Here is a 15,104-nt window from a genome sequence, read left to right on the forward strand (position 1 = left end):
TGTATATGAATTTATATAAAAACAAAAAGAGAGAGAAGTTGATATACCTTTTCAAACGTTCTTGTGAAATTTCAGTTTTATTAGAGTTTACAACCAACTGCTTAATGGCTTTACGTTCTTAGCTTCGTTAAGATCAACTATTGAATATCCTGTCATATCTTTCAGGTATTTTATTACACCCTCTCTATCAGTCAAGATATACTCAGTTCTCACTGCGTCCTTCTCCGGTAACCTAAGTTCTATGGTATATCCAGTCTTAGATTTCCTTATAACTATGGAACTATATTTACCCTTTAGGCACAGTAATCCTTTATCTAGAAGTTCCTGCATCTTACTATCTATTTCCATGGTATTTAATAATGTACAGGCTGTTTTATGCTGGTTTTCCTCTTGAAAAGAGGTACTACTAAATGCTAAACCACTTTTACATCTATTTTAGATTATCGTTAACTTAGGTCGTTTTCACTTTTAAGCAAATTCAGTTAAAAGACGGACTTATGAATCATGATTACCATTAAAGATTATGGTCGATTGGAGAGATGTACCTTTAAGGCCTGGAAATCCGTACCCATTAGGCTCGACTTGGCTAGAAGAGGAGGATGGAGTCAATTTCTCTCTATTTTCGGAGAATGCAACCAAGGTAGAGATATTGTTGTTCTCAAGGAACAAGAAATATCCCAAGGAAGTAATAGAAGTTCGAAACAGGATGGCAGACATATGGCATACATTCGTCCCAGGGATAAGACCAGGGCATCTTTACGCTTATAGAGTCCACGGGCCTTATAAGCCGGAGGAGGGATTACGTTTTAATCCAAACAAGGCATTGATAGATCCCTACGCTAAGGCAATATCAGGATCAGTAGAATGGGACGACTCGCTTTTCGCTTATAAAATAGGAGATCAAAGGGAGGATCTCTCCTTCGACGAACGTGATTCTTCTCCCTTCATACCTAAAAGTGTAGTAATTGATCCTAACTTCAATTGGGATGATCACCATTTCAAGAGGTTCGCCTGGAATAGGACAGTGATTTATGAGCTTCACGTAAAGGGCTTTACGAAGCTTAGAGAAGATCTAGATGAAAACATAAGGGGATCTTACAAGGCTTTGGCTTCAGACAAAGTAACGGAGTATCTAAAGGATCTTGGAATAACAAGCGTAGAGCTAATGCCAGTCCATCACTTCGTTGACGATCGTTTCCTAGTGGAGAAAGGGCTAAAGAACTATTGGGGGTACAACACAATTGGTTTCTTTGCACCGGAGTGCAGATACTCTAGCTCAGGCTGTGGAGGAGAGCAAGTTAAGGAATTCAAGGAAATGGTTAACGCACTTCACAATGCAGGACTGGAAGTAATACTAGATGTTGTGTTTAACCATACGGCTGAAGGTAACCATATGGGTCCAACCCTTTCCTTCAAGGGCATTGACAACCTTTCTTATTACATGCTTAGCCCTGAGAACAGGAGGTATTACCTAGATTATACTGGAGTAGGTAATACGCTAAACATGAGCCATCCAAGGGTTCTACAGATGGTTCTCGACAGTCTCAGGTATTGGGTGACCGAAATGCACGTAGACGGTTTCAGGTTCGATTTGGCAGCAGCCTTAGCCAGGGAACTTTATAGCGTTAACATGTTATCCACTTTCTTCATAGCGATACAACAGGATCCTGTTCTCTCTATGGTGAAGCTGATAGCTGAGCCTTGGGACGTGGGTCCAGGCGGATATCAGGTGGGTAATTTTCCCCCTTTTTGGGCAGAATGGAACGGTAAGTATAGGGACACAGTAAGGAAGTTCTGGAGAGGAGATTCATTGCCATACCAAGAGATAGCTAACAGAATAATGGGATCTCCCGACATTTACCTAGGTACTGGAAAGACGCCTTATGCCTCGGTCAATTACGTAACATCTCACGATGGATTTACCCTGCAGGATCTAGTGAGCTATAACTCTAAACACAACGAAGCCAACGGTCTAAACAATCAGGACGGAACAAACGAGAACTTTAGCTGGAACTGCGGTTTTGAAGGTGAGACTAACGATCCTAACGTGATAGCATGTAGGGAAAGAATGAAAAGGAACTTCATCATCACGTTGTTCATAAGTGAGGGAATACCTATGTTGTTAGGAGGTGACGAGCTTAGCAGGACCCAACGTGGTAACAACAACGCCTTCTGTCAGGACAACGAAATCTCATGGGTCAGGTGGAACTTAAGTGACGGCGAGTACGACTTCTTAAATTTCGTCAGGAGAGCTGTAAAGTTCTATGACGCACATCCTATCTTCAGGAGAGCTAAATATTTCCAAGGTAAGAAGTTGTTGGGAATGCCCTTTAAGGACGTTACTTGGTATAAGGTAAACGGTGAGGAAGTGGATGAGAACACGTGGAGCTCTCCTACTAAGATTTTGGTTTTGGTTCTAGAAGGAGGAGTAATCGACGAGCATGACGAGTTAGGTAACAGAATAGCCGACGATACTTTCCTGATCATAATGAACTCTGACCAAGGTCACATTAAGGTAAAGATCCCTGGTCATGGAAAGTGGAACATTGTTCTTTACTCTTACATGAGACATCTATCTGATAAAGAGAAAGAGGTCAACAGCGGAGAGGAACTTGAAGTTGAAGGAAAGTCTGTTTTAGTTTACAGGAGAGTGTCCTCATGAACATGATATCAACTTACAGGATTCAGCTTAGGGAAGACGGTCCTACCTTCAAGGACGTTGAAGAAATTTCAGATTATTTGTCGTGGTTAGGCATTTCTCATGTATATTTATCTCCGGTTTTCAAAGCTAGGAAAGGTAGCACTCACGGTTATGACGTGGTAGACTACGTCATAAGCGATAGACTAGGAGGCAGGGAAGGATATGAGAGAATGAGTATATCATTGAAGGAAAAAGGAATAGGGATTCTACAGGACGTTGTTCCAAATCACATGGCTGTCAGCACAGAGAATTGGCGTCTAATGGACGTGCTAAGGAAAGGAAGGAACAGCAAATGGAGTTCCATGTTCGATTGGTGGGGGGACGTAATCACTTTACCGATACTCGAGGACAAGTTAGAGAAAGTTAAGCATCTGATCAGTATAGACAAAGAAAAGAGAGAACTGATCTACAGGGATTGGAGACTTCCTCTATGCGATGACGTTAGCACAGTTGATGAGACTTTAAGGAGATGCTACCACTTGACATGGTGGATTGAAGGTCCGTCTTATAGACGCTTCTTTTACGTTAATTGTCTGATAGGTGTTAATGTAGAGAGGGAAGAAGTTTTACAAGAACAAATCAGGAATTTACCTAAGGTAGATGGGATAAGAATAGATCATATTGATGGACTTTTCGATCCTGTAAATTACGTAAAGAGAATGAAGACTCTTTACCCCCTAGTTTTAGTTGAAAAGATATTAACTTGGGGGGAGAAACTGGAGATTCCAGCAGATGGAACTACAGGATATGACTTCATGAATTACGTAAATCACCTCCTCATAGATGGAGATAACCATGATGAAATAGAGAGACTATACGAGGAGTTTACCGGCAAGCACGACAATTTAGATTCCATGATAAGGGAGAGCAAGAGGGCAGTAATCAGAAACTACATGAAGAACGAGTTCTCTCATGTAGCTAAGCTGGCTTCCTCTTCTCTGGGGAGGGACGTATCAGAGGACATTTATAACTTCGCTGAGTGCCTGCCAGTATACAGGGTTTACAGCGGAGAATATGACCAATGCGATCCTCATGGAGTTGTAAGAGAACTTCGTGAAAAGGATACATACACATATAATAAGCTCCAGCAGATACTCCCTGGCGCTTACGCCAAAGGTATAGAAGATACGGTGTTTTATCGCTTTATCAAGCTTCTCTCAATAAACGAGGTAGGCGGATTCTTAGAAAGGTTTGGAATCACGCAGGATCAGTTTCATTCATTCATTTCATCGAGGCAAGAAACCACAATGAACTCTACGTCAACTCATGATACGAAGGTAAGCGAGGATGTTAGGGCTAGGATAGATTACTTGTCCGAGATACCTGACATGTGGAGTTCTAAAATAAAGGAATGGAGGAGTTTGCTTCGTCCTAAGGCAGACCCTATAGACGAATATAGATTTTATCAGGTTCTAGTGGGTTCCCTAGAGAACTTCACTGAGGAATATAAAGAAAGGCTTAAGGCATACATGATCAAAGCAATGAGAGAAAGCAAAGAGAAGACCACGTGGGAGAAACCTAATCTGGAGTATGAAGAGAAGGTGATTCAGATGGTTGAGGATGGATTCTCCAACGACGGGTTCAGGAATGACGTCTCTTCCTTTGTAAAGGAAGTGGATCTGAAAGGAAAAGAGAAATCGCTTGCAATGATAACGTTAAAGATAATGACTCCCGGAATAGCTGATTTTTATCAAGGAACAGAGACTTGGCGTTACCTTCTGGTGGATCCGGACAATAGACTTAAGGTAGACTTTCGTTGGTTGAATTCCCTTAGGGACGAAACCCCATCATTAGATTTAGGCAAACATTCGACGAAAACTAACTTAATAAGGAAATTATTGAAAGTAAAAAGAGAAATATATGGAACTGAGTATAAGCCTTTAAAGGTGGATAAAGGTTACCTAGCTTTCAAACGTGGAAGTTACACCGTTATTGTGAGGACTCTCTCTAGGGCGGGGAAGTTAAACCTTCAAATTTCGGGCTTCGATGTAGTTAGAGGAACCGAGGTTGGAGATATGAATGAGGAGCTTTCTAAGTTCCCCGTGATTGTGATGAAGAATTAGCGTGAAGCGTGAAAGAGGGACGAAATTAGAAAGGGGATAAAGTAGTCAATAAGTCTTTTCTTGCTGTCCTTGATCTGGATTACTCTTTATTTAGCGTTTTGCTATTTTCTTTTAATGTCAATTTCTGAGGCTATGGAACTATTAAAAATAGGAGAGGCTATCCATGGAAGCCAGAAAGAAAAGGAAGTGCTAAACTTCATAAAGCATCACGCTAAAGGAAGGGAAATTCATGTTAACACAAAGGAATGGATATATTCGTGCAAGGTAACCTTGAACGGAAGAGACGTTGGAGCTACGCTTATGCCTTATTCCAAGGGTTCGGTTAAAGGTAAAATAGGAGGCAATATTCACGCATTTAGGTTTCCAGATCATCCATTCAAGATTAAGGACCTCTACGCGGTGGCTAAGGATAACGGTGCAGATGCAGTGATTTTCTACGAAGAAGGTAAAACGAGAAGAATAGGGATATCAGGGGATCTACCTGCGTTAAGTATGTCCTTTAGACCAGAAGGGGAAATTGAAATCGATGCACAGTCGTCTTTCAAAGACTCGCAGTCCACTATTTACGAGGTTACCCTTCAAGAGGGAGACGAGTACGTTGTAGTTTCAGCACATTATGACCATTGGCTCACAGGCTTCCATGATAACTTGTTTTCCGTTGCAGTTCTTCTCTCCTTGAAGAAAAACCTTTCTAGTATTAAGGGCAAGAGAGGCTTAAAGTTAGTATTTTTCCCTTCAGAGGAAGGACCTAGATGTTGTACTGGATCCCTACAATATGACGTGGGGAACGTTAGTTCAGCCATAGTCTTGGATTCCCTATTTCCCAAGAGAGTGGTCTTTTCCTCTGTGCCTGAGCTTTGGAGCCTTTCCTTCGAGTCCGAAATACCTTTAAAGAGAATAGAAATGCCGACTCCATTCTCTGACGGATGGTCCTTCATTTCAAGAGGCGTTCCAGCCATAACCCTCTACAATGACGACATGATTCCTCTATACCATAGTGACGCGGATTTACCGGTACAAGGGGACCAGGAGTACTTTGACCTAGTTGTGAAAGAAGTAACTAGGCTGGTTAAACATCTGATCAACTATGACGTGAAAATGGAGAACAAGCTAATACCTGACTACGTTAACTTAACCTCCCAGTTCGCTTAGAACAACGATATTCCCAAGTAAACTGATGAGCCTTTACCTCGATTACGATGAAGCGTGATGCTTCTATGTAACCTACTATCTTTTTAGGGTCAGGTCCTCCCATGCTTTTATCCCTTAAGAACAACCTAAGCGTACCCTTATCCTTAATTATCCTGTTTACTTCCTTAAGTATACCTAGATCTAAAATGTCAACAACGCTTACCTCCTTGAATACGTTATCCCTAATGGGTAGAAGATGACCTATCTTAACGCAAGAACCTTCAACGCAAAGTCCGAACTTGCCTATTTCAACGTTACTTGTTTCAACGTTGATTTCCTTTAACGGCTCTAAGTCGATTAGTAACTCGGTAAAATTCCTGAGTATTCCCTTCTCTCCGTCTAATAAACCCCTAGCTATGAGAAGGTCTGTCCTCTTTAAGCTCTCAATCTTCTCATAGGTCAGCATTATATCCTCTCGTTTTCCGTTAGAGGTGGAAATTGAAACGGCATTAACTAGATTTGTTATGTCCCCATTCTTTCCCCTTAGAACTCCTATCTTCACAGAAATAATTCTACCCGTTCCTTTTTAAGAGTTGTTTAATATAACGTGAATTTTAGCTATATTTAAAAAGAAAATAAAATAAATCTAAGTAAAATGTAGAAAAGAAAAAGGGAAAGTATGGAGTAAATGGTATTTTATAAACTGGAGAGCACCTTGGATATGTCGGTAATTGCAAACATACCTACTATGTTACCATCCTTGTCCTTAACAGGTAGATGCCTTATCTTGTTCTTGGTCATGAGGCTTATTGCCTCGAATACGTCAGTATCTTCGCTAACTGTCAATAGTTCACCTAAGGTAGAGGCTAACCTGACTGCGTCGTTTGGGCTTAGTCCAATTGAGATGGCTTTAGTAGCATCTCTATCTGTGAATATTCCCTTTGGAACTCCATTTTCAGTTATTATTATCGATCCTACACCTCTTTCAACCATTAACTTGCATGCTTCCATAAGGGATGTATTAGCTTCAACTTGAAATATGGGGCTCGACATGGCTTCTTTTACTTTCTTCATAAATATTTTATTCTCTTTATAGTTCTTAAGTCTGATTCTCCCCTTACTTCTCCCAGTAAGCCTTAAGTTTAGTTTCCTTAGGCTCACCATTCTTCAATATGTCCTCTATAACGGCCCTTATTTTATCCTCCTCAGGAACTCCCCTTATAAGCCAATGATCATTTACTAGAATTGCCGGAACTCCCCTTAATCCCATAGCGTGAGCTTCCTCCTCATCCTCTATAACTTCGAGCTTAGCCTTCTTGGATTTATAGTCCTCCTTAAATTTCTTCATGTCAAGACCTAAAGATTCGGCGGTTGAAAGTAAAACCTCGTCTTGAGTTACATCCTCTCCCTCCATGAAGAATTTGTCTTGAAGCTTGTCAAAGTACTTCCAATGAACTTCGTTTCCACCTTGGTGTTCAGCTGCCTTGCATGCCATGAGTGGAGGAAGGGACCAAACCCACTTAATTTTACCTTTCGATAATACCTTGTCAGGATCGTAATCCTTGATGTAGTTTTTCAAGATAGAAAATTCACCGCGAAACAAGTTTACGGCGCTTTCTTCGTCTGGAGCTGCAGCTTTCAAGTCATCTAAAGATGATATTATCATGAACGCCTTATGTACTACGGTTACCTCCTTGCCGTATTCCTTGACCACTTTCATGAGTCTCTTTGAGGTTATATAGCAGAACGGGCAAAGTACATCGTGAAAGAACGTGAACTTTACGGTTATCATGACCACCTCTCATAAAGAATTACATCCTCTGGTTTAAGGTTTGTCTTTGGCTTAGGAGTATAATCCGGATATCCTATTGACATCAAGGTTACAAGGACCTTATTGGAAGGTATACCCAAGATTGACGACGCAGTCTTATTGTAGTACGAAGCGACCCATCCCACTCCAAGTCCCAAGCAGTGCGCAGCCAAAGCAAAATAGAGGGCAGCGTTAGGTACGTCTACCATCCAAGTATTCGGATTCCTATCTGGTTCAGCTACTACAGCCACAACAATCGGCGCGTCAGCTAAATGGGAAGCTCCCTTGTGTAGCTTTGAAAGCTCTTGCTTAGTTTTTTTATCTCTTATAAAAATAAATTTCCATGGCTCATTATTGTTGGAACTTGGTGCATTATTTGCAATCTCTACCAGCTTGATAAGAACTTCATTTGGCACGTCCTTATCCTGGAATTTCCTTATGCTTCTCCTACTCTTTAGGAACTCCTCACACATAGAGACAAATTTACATAGGTTCGTTAAAACGTTTATGTGATAGTGTTGAGATAGAAGCTTAATTTGAAAGTATTAGGTTGCCATTAAATCTCACCGCAACTTCTATATATGTCAATAACGGCCTTTAGATCCCTTAACGCTAAGGTGGGATTCATGGGCACATTCTTCCCTTCTATCAACGACTGTAGGAAACCCTTTATTTCCTCCTCCACGGTGTTTACCTTTTTCACCTCTATGGTTTCCGTTTCATCTCCATTCAACTGTAGGATAAGATTTCCATAGGGTTTCTCGGAAGTTCTCGACTTGTAATCCTCCACTATGCTACCATGTTCCCCATATATTTCAAATCTAGGAAAATAACGAGATTCAGTAGCCCAGGAATAGATCAGGGTACCAAGAAATCCACCAAAGTCGAAAATGGCTTCGGTCGTATCCTCCCCCTCTAGTCCAGCGAACGTGGACTTGCATAGACCTTCAATTCTTTTGTATTCACCCCCGAGGTTTAGTAGTGTATCAACGTAATGTATTCCACCATCTATTAAGGCTCCTCCTCCCATCATCGCTTTGTTCCTTCTCCAGCCTGAAGGAGAATTAAATCTGGTGTTCCTGACTATAATTGCAGAAATTCTTCCAAGTTTAGCCATGAGTTCTTTAGCTTTCCAAACGGATGGGTCAAAGTAATGGTTTTCCATAACCATGAACTTAACTTTGGTTTTATTTGACGTCTCTATCAAAGAGATTCCTTCCTCTTCAGTTCTCCCAATCGGCTTCTCCAACATCAGATGCTTCCCAGACTCCATGGCTGACCTTCCCATGGATTCGTGGGAGTCGTGGCTCACTATCAAGTCTACAACATCAACGTCAGAGCTAAGCACATCATCGTAAGATATGAAGTATCCGTTGGCTTCAAACTCATTCATGCATTGCTTAGCATTATTTATATCTCTGCTAAATACGTAGGTCTCAAGGTCTATCTCCTTTCTTATTTGTTGATATGCCTTAAGGTGAACGTTTCCGAATCCTCTACAACCTACTACGGCTATCTTCATGTGCTATTTGAAATACGACTAAGTTAATAAGTAATGCCATTTATATTATAATAAAAAGAAGATAAAGTTAATGTCTCATAATATAAATATAAGTTGATTAAAGCCAGAAAAATAAAGCAAAGAATTTGTTTAAAATGTTTATTCATCTTTCTTATTAGAGAATCCGTCCGTAAAGGCTAAGCACTTCACTAGATTTATAACCATATAAATAACAGCGAGTTCCATTTTCTTTATAGAAACCTTTATGGAAACTAAGATTCTGGAAACGAAAACTGAATCTATATGGTGACGTAGATGTAGCTTTCACTGCCTAGATAATTTCTATCCAATTCGACAAAATTAGAAAATGAAAAACATATATGATAATTGAATCTAATTAGGAAATAATAATAAGACATTATATTAACTATTTTCATCTACCAAATGATATCAGATCTATCAAAATCTTTCAAATTCCAATAGAATTCTCAACAGAGGAAGCTGTATCATAGGCAAATATTTTTAATTGTGTAATATAATCTCGTTAAACCTAGTTAATTAGATATAAATATAAAACTAAAAATTTTTAATCTAAAATATAGTCAATTAATAATTTTTATTTATTGCAAGAGTTACAAGAGTAGCACATAAAGGTATATACCTATTATGTAAATGCCAATAGTTAAACTTGGTATTATAATTTTAAATATTAACCAGTTCTTTATTCCTCTTCTAAGTAACATTGAGCCTATACCTGAAGCTGAATGTAGTACAAAGAAAAAAATTAAAGGACCAATTAATAATATATGAAGTTGTAAGCTATTTCCTCTATTTAATAGTCCAAAGGTTAAATCTGAAATTGTAGTTGATGTTTGAGGTCCAGCACCAAAACCTGTTATACCTTCAAACAAAGCTAGTACTAACAAAAACCATGCTGTAGATCTCTGAAATGACGGTGTGTAAATAGATTCCTTTAAATTGGGGCTAAAAGCCTTTTTAGACATAGCTACCATTATTAAACCTGGAAAAGCTAAAGGTAAATAATAAGGTGAAATTGAAGCTAGTAACGTACCTATAATTAGTGTTATTCTATTTCCTTGCAACATCTGGATACCCTCTTGATTCCCAATAACCTAAATAGTTTTTATCAGTTACATGAATTCTAACTAACCACTTTGTGTAACAATATCCCCACCATCTTGGAACAGTAAGTCTAACTGGATATCCATGAAACTGAGGTAAAGGTTTACCATCAGCCATATACGCAACTAACGTGTCCTCTTCCATAGCTTTATACAATGGTAGGTCTGCCGTATATCCATCAGCGCTGAAAGTTATTACTTTAGTTGCGTTGGGCTTGACTCCTGCCATATTTAGAATATATTTGAGAGGCACACCAGTCCACTCAACATTTGCCTTAAGAAAATATGGATCAGAGACGCATTGTATAGTATCTTTAATAGAAATAGAAGGCATTTTAATTAGGTCTTCATAAGTTAGCTGAAGTGGATTATTCACTTCTCCGTCTACTGTTAAAATGTAATTACTTAAGGAAAGATTAGGAGTGTAATTACTATATTGGACTACATACCATGAGGAAAAAGGAGTTAATGACTTGTTAGTGTGAGAAGTGAAAACTCCACTACTACCTAGTTTCCATATTGCAATTAGCGAAGTTGCGGCTAGCATCATTTTAAGGAAATTTCTTCTGCTTTCTAGCGAGGGCATAAGTAGCTGAAGTTAATTATCAAAAAAAGCCTTTACCAAAATTACGTAACAAATTAAAAGGATTTACATTATAAAGTGAACTAACCCCGCTCTTTGGGACGAGACTTCCTGCTTCCTAGCCTCATCTATCAACGCAGAGGACGAAGCTCCGCATTGAGGGTCGTACCGACCCCGATCTGCTCAGGATGTTGAGGGAAGCGTTGTAGCCACGAGCAACGACCCAACCACAATTAGGGCAACTAAACACAAGATCAGCCAACGTCAAATTCCTCTTAACGTATCCACATTTAGCATAAGTCATGGACGTGAATGCAGGATTAACGAAAAGAATCTCCTTACCGTATTTCCCAAGCTAATACTCCATGATGCTCTTAAGTTCATGAATAGCAACATCGTGCAGTCTCATCCTAAGCCTTCGAAGGGACTTACCAACAAGTTACCTCATGTGAATGTCCTCCTTTCCGTACCCTTAATCGCTTATTTGAAAAACAACTTGATATCTAGTTGATTATAATCTGTAAATTGTTAGTTTAAAATGCATTATATTTAATAATAACTTTTTTAAAAAGATTTTTGCTAATGAGGATAATTTAAAAATTAATAATCTACAGGATAAAAACTTATAATATATTTATTTAAGTTATACGAAATATCGTATTAACTTGACTATTTCCTCATAGCTTCTCTTCTGGCAATCAACGCCGTCAAAACCTTTTCTGTTAAGAACTGAGAAGAACCTACAACCTCCCATGCACATGGGAAGGAATGGACAATTGTCACACTTTCCCTTCCAAACTTCTCTGGCTACCTTGGAGGAAAACTTTCCATTTAGTTTTACTGTGCCGTCCTCATTTAACGTTCCCTTCACATATAGAGGATTCCCTGTGAAAGCCCAACATGGATATACGTTCCCGTAAGGATCAACTACAATGTCGTCCTCCACGTGAGCTACACAAATCCCTAACCTGAAGGCTTCATGTGGTACTTGGAAGCCCTCTTCTCTTGCAATCTCCCATACTTTAGCCAGAATATCACCTTCGTTTTCCTTAGCTATTAGATTATCCCAGTATTCATTTCTAAATATATTCTCGTGAACCAAATGGGGGTCAATTCTAACCCTTATAATGCCCCTCTCCTTTAAGGTTGACAACAACTCTCTAATTTCATCAACGTTTCTGTAGTCAACGTTAATCCTTAAAACTACGTTGGTTTTGTCCTGGGCATAAGCAAGGTGATCCAAGATCAAGTCAAAGGATCCTTTTCCCCCCACGAAGAACCTTCTCTTGTCGTGTACTTCCCTTGGACCGTCAAGAGTTATTTGAACGTGGGTAAGTCCTAAAGAGACCAATTTATCCAAGACGCTGGGGCTCAGCAAAGAGCCGTTAGTTATTACACTGAAGGAATAATCCAATCCAGACGAATCTATTTCCTTGGAGATATCTTCTATTTTCTTTAATTGAAGTAACGGCTCTCCTCCGAAATAAGATACCCTTACTTTTCTTCCCTTACTGTTTCTCTTAATGTAATTGATGAAACCTCTGATTACTTTGTCTTGTACTACATCCTTTCTTCTGTAGTCCTTTTGGAAACAGTATGGGCAATCGAAGTTGCAATTATACGTTAGAAGAATGGTAGGTTCGAGATATTTCTTGTTAAATATCATATATTCAGGGTCAAATTCTTGATCAACGAAACCGTCGATCACATCACTTAAACTATCTGGAATTTCTCCGCCAGAGAGAGCCTTCATTTCCTCATCAGAAACTTTCACAGCGTATCCAGTTAGGGTATTAAAAAGTATATTATAATTATAAAGAAAAATATTGAATTTAGATAGTTTCGTCCTCACTCACCTCACTGACCCCATGAAGGTGAGTAGTTACACCTACCCATTTTTCTCTCTATTTTTACTACTTTCCTTTTTTCCATGATAATACATATTCATACTCGGATAAAAATCTTCTTATAATATAAGCTATATATAGTTTAATTAACAGTATTAAAAATAAAGTGATAGTTGCTCCTATCTAGGGAAGGTTCAACTGCAATCATAGTCCTAAATATTTGGCTACCCATATTATGATAAACAGAATTTTTATTACAAAAATTTTTAAAAAGAAGTGTTTTATTATAAGTGAAAAAATAATTATGACAAAGTACCTAAATAAGTCAATCACCTTATAACGTTTGCTAGAAGTCCATTGCTTTATTAAGCGAGGAAGTTCCTTCTCTCCTTTTCTCATTTATTATAGATTAACTCTAGTTTTAATTAAGGAAATGTAATTGGACTGATTATATCCTTGCTAAGAAATGACAATGATTCAAAAAGCGAAATAAAAAAATTCTCTTAAAAATAAGGAGTGACCTTTCTATACTGACATTGCAGCTATAAGTTCCCTTTCGCTTACGCTACCTAGGAGTGTTCTTGGGTCCACTACCGGGAGAAAACCTATGTTATGTTCAACCATTATCCTTCTTGCAGTCTCCACTGTGGAATCTGGCGTCACCTTAAAAGGAGATAAGGACATGAAGCCGCCAACCTTCACGTCCAATCCCTTACTTAGGAGGGCTCTGGCTATGTCCCTAACTGAGACAATACCTACGGGAAGGCTGTCCTCAATAACTATGGCGTGTCTAACCCACTTCTTCTTCATAAATTCAAGTACCTCTTTTAAGGTAGCGTCCCTATTGGCTATCACTGGTTCAATGTTCATGATATCACCTACGTTAGATGGAGGTGATTTACAATACCTTAGGAGATCCCTCTCAGTAACTATGCCTTCTACGTCGTTGCCGTTTCCTACAATTAATGAACCTAAAGCCTGCGAGGTTATGATCATGCACGCCTCCTTTAAGGAAGCAGTAGGCATGACGAATTGTAGATCTCGAGATGCAAGCTCTCCTACTTTCCTCTCCAGATTTCCATCGTAAACTATATCCCTTATTGTCAATATTCCGGTTAGCTTTCCGTTCCTCACTAGGAGCCTTCTTATGTTCAATCTCAACATTATATCTAAAGCTACTCTAGCTTTAGTATCCTCAGAAACGCTGGCGACTTCCTTTGTCATTATCTCTGAAACTTTCATGGTTTCACTATTCGAAATCCTTTACACTTCTGAAGGCACTCAGTTACCGTAATCGTTTCAGCCCATGCTCCGTTCTTATTTACTAGACAATCTTGTAGGCAAGGATCCTCTATTTTAGCTTCTACCAACTTTCAATCACCAATTAATTAAGAGGTTTACAAAGGAAAAAATTTTTCTCATTCATTTTATAAAGATAAACGTGGACAGTGTTAAAGTGAAAGTCGGAAACCTTGAGTTGGAAGTGGCAGGAAAGATTAACATTGAAGGTGAGGAATATACAGTTGTTAACGTTCCAGACGCTGACGAGTATAGGGGATTTCCACCGTCATGGGAGTTCGTGAAATCTCACATGCTAACTTGGAGACCTTACTTTCGAGGTAAACTTTTGGAGGTGGGCGAGGATAGAATACCTATACTCGACAAATTCATCTTGAACCTTACCGAGGAGATGCATAACTTCTTGTTGGCAATCTATGACGTATTTAAGGCTGGTAGACCAAACGTAGAGACCAACATAAGCACAGTGATAACTGCACAGCTAAACGAGGTAGAAAGAAAGAAAGGAAGATCTCTTACATCACAGGAGAGAACTGACATGTACGTAAGGTATGGAATAGAGGCCGCAATTCTGAAGGATGTGGGTGTAATAAGTTGATCACGTTTACTGCTGACGGAAAGGTTGAGGGGGATCATGTAAATGTATGCGCTGGTGGCCAGGAGTTTCAGATCGGGTTAATGGGAGGGGAATATCCGACTCCAGAGGAGGTGTTGCTAGCTTCTTCTCTTTCTTGTTTAATGTTGACAGTTGTCTATATCGCAAGGGAGAAGGGAGTTGCGGTTGAAGACATTGAAGGTTGTATACAAGGAGACATGGATCCTAAAGGATTCCAAGGTGACCCTTCAATACCACCGGGTGTACTTGAAGTCAGGTACAACTTGACCGTGAGGAGTAAGGATCCAAGAATCAAGGAAATATTGGAAGAATCTGAAAAGAGATGTCCTATGAGGGATACCCTAGCAAGAAGTGTTAAGGTCGTGGTCAAGTGGGATATTGAAAGTTGATTTTTTAAATTAAATCATGAAA

16 protein-coding genes and 1 pseudogene are annotated in these 15,104 nt (G+C 39.3%); 5 read left to right on the forward strand and 12 right to left on the reverse strand.

The window, feature by feature from the left end:
* Positions 1–87: 87 nt before the first annotated feature.
* Positions 88–348, reverse strand: a complete 261-nt coding sequence (locus RQ359_RS06500) for a hypothetical protein (protein WP_054838672.1) — start codon at positions 346–348, stop codon at positions 88–90.
* Positions 349–523: 175 nt separating this feature from the next.
* Between RQ359_RS06500 and glgX the strand changes: the two genes are divergently transcribed.
* The 3 genes from glgX (at position 524) to RQ359_RS06515 (ending at position 5,916) form a co-directional block, all read left to right on the forward strand.
* Complete coding sequence (glgX, locus tag RQ359_RS06505) at positions 524–2,662, forward strand: glycogen debranching protein GlgX (RefSeq protein ID WP_457921143.1); 2,139 nt, start codon at positions 524–526, stop codon at positions 2,660–2,662.
* Positions 2,659–4,764, forward strand: coding sequence for an alpha-amylase family glycosyl hydrolase (locus RQ359_RS06510; RefSeq protein ID WP_156017309.1), 2,106 nt, complete (start codon positions 2,659–2,661; stop codon positions 4,762–4,764). Before glgX ends, RQ359_RS06510 begins: the two co-directional genes overlap by 4 nt.
* A gap of 114 nt (positions 4,765–4,878) precedes the next feature.
* Positions 4,879–5,916 (forward strand): M28 family peptidase, encoded by a 1,038-nt coding sequence (locus RQ359_RS06515; protein ID WP_156017307.1) that lies wholly within the window; start codon positions 4,879–4,881, stop codon positions 5,914–5,916.
* On the opposite strand, the gene RQ359_RS06520 is transcribed toward RQ359_RS06515, so the two are convergent.
* From RQ359_RS06520 to RQ359_RS06570, 11 genes and pseudogenes are all read right to left on the reverse strand, one after another.
* Positions 5,891–6,457, reverse strand: a complete 567-nt coding sequence (locus RQ359_RS06520) for a hypothetical protein (RefSeq protein ID WP_054838675.1) — start codon at positions 6,455–6,457, stop codon at positions 5,891–5,893. The genes RQ359_RS06515 and RQ359_RS06520 overlap by 26 nt on opposite strands.
* A gap of 134 nt (positions 6,458–6,591) precedes the next feature.
* On the reverse strand, positions 6,592–6,969 hold the full coding sequence (locus RQ359_RS06525; RefSeq protein WP_054838707.1) for a CBS domain-containing protein: 378 nt from the start codon (positions 6,967–6,969) through the stop codon (positions 6,592–6,594).
* Between the two features lie 43 nt (positions 6,970–7,012).
* Positions 7,013–7,684 carry a DsbA family oxidoreductase gene (locus RQ359_RS06530; RefSeq protein ID WP_173571504.1) on the reverse strand — a complete coding sequence of 224 codons (672 nt, stop codon included), beginning with the start codon at positions 7,682–7,684 and terminating at the stop codon, positions 7,013–7,015.
* Positions 7,684–8,178: a nitroreductase family protein gene (locus RQ359_RS06535; protein WP_156017303.1), complete on the reverse strand. Its 495-nt coding sequence runs from the start codon at positions 8,176–8,178 to the stop codon at positions 7,684–7,686. Before RQ359_RS06535 ends, RQ359_RS06530 begins: the two co-directional genes overlap by 1 nt.
* An 83-nt stretch (positions 8,179–8,261) precedes the next feature.
* Positions 8,262–9,227 carry a Gfo/Idh/MocA family protein gene (locus RQ359_RS06540; protein WP_054838677.1) on the reverse strand — a complete coding sequence of 322 codons (966 nt, stop codon included), beginning with the start codon at positions 9,225–9,227 and terminating at the stop codon, positions 8,262–8,264.
* 611 nt (positions 9,228–9,838) lie between these two features.
* The gene (locus tag RQ359_RS06545; RefSeq protein ID WP_206338992.1) at positions 9,839–10,312 is read right to left on the reverse strand and encodes a hypothetical protein; all 474 of its coding nucleotides are present in this window, start codon (positions 10,310–10,312) and stop codon (positions 9,839–9,841) included.
* On the reverse strand, positions 10,296–10,934 hold the full coding sequence (locus RQ359_RS06550; RefSeq protein ID WP_054838679.1) for a molybdopterin-dependent oxidoreductase: 639 nt from the start codon (positions 10,932–10,934) through the stop codon (positions 10,296–10,298). The genes RQ359_RS06545 and RQ359_RS06550 overlap by 17 nt, the downstream gene beginning before the upstream one ends.
* 121 nt (positions 10,935–11,055) lie before the next feature.
* Positions 11,056–11,391 (reverse strand): annotated as a pseudogene (locus tag RQ359_RS06555) (zinc ribbon domain-containing protein); the annotation flags it as partial.
* A gap of 183 nt (positions 11,392–11,574) precedes the next feature.
* Positions 11,575–12,705 (reverse strand): radical SAM/SPASM domain-containing protein, encoded by a 1,131-nt coding sequence (locus RQ359_RS06560; protein WP_338116996.1) that lies wholly within the window; start codon positions 12,703–12,705, stop codon positions 11,575–11,577.
* Positions 12,706–13,303: 598 nt separating this feature from the next.
* On the reverse strand, positions 13,304–14,020 hold the full coding sequence (locus RQ359_RS06565) for a CBS domain-containing protein (protein WP_156017300.1): 717 nt from the start codon (positions 14,018–14,020) through the stop codon (positions 13,304–13,306).
* Positions 14,017–14,148, reverse strand: a complete 132-nt coding sequence (locus tag RQ359_RS06570; RefSeq protein WP_256202044.1) for a hypothetical protein — start codon at positions 14,146–14,148, stop codon at positions 14,017–14,019. Before RQ359_RS06570 ends, RQ359_RS06565 begins: the two co-directional genes overlap by 4 nt.
* A 71-nt stretch (positions 14,149–14,219) precedes the next feature.
* On the opposite strand from RQ359_RS06570, the gene RQ359_RS06575 reads away from it, so the two are divergent.
* Positions 14,220–14,675, forward strand: coding sequence for a hypothetical protein (locus RQ359_RS06575; protein ID WP_054838681.1), 456 nt, complete (start codon positions 14,220–14,222; stop codon positions 14,673–14,675).
* Entirely contained in the window at positions 14,672–15,082 is a 411-nt protein-coding gene (locus tag RQ359_RS06580) for an OsmC family protein (protein ID WP_054838682.1), read from the forward strand. The genes RQ359_RS06575 and RQ359_RS06580 overlap by 4 nt, the downstream gene beginning before the upstream one ends.
* Positions 15,083–15,104: the final 22 nt, after the last annotated feature.

This window comes from Sulfuracidifex metallicus DSM 6482 = JCM 9184, assembly GCA_032834875.1.
GTDB lineage: Archaea > Thermoproteota > Thermoprotei_A > Sulfolobales > Sulfolobaceae > Sulfuracidifex > Sulfuracidifex metallicus.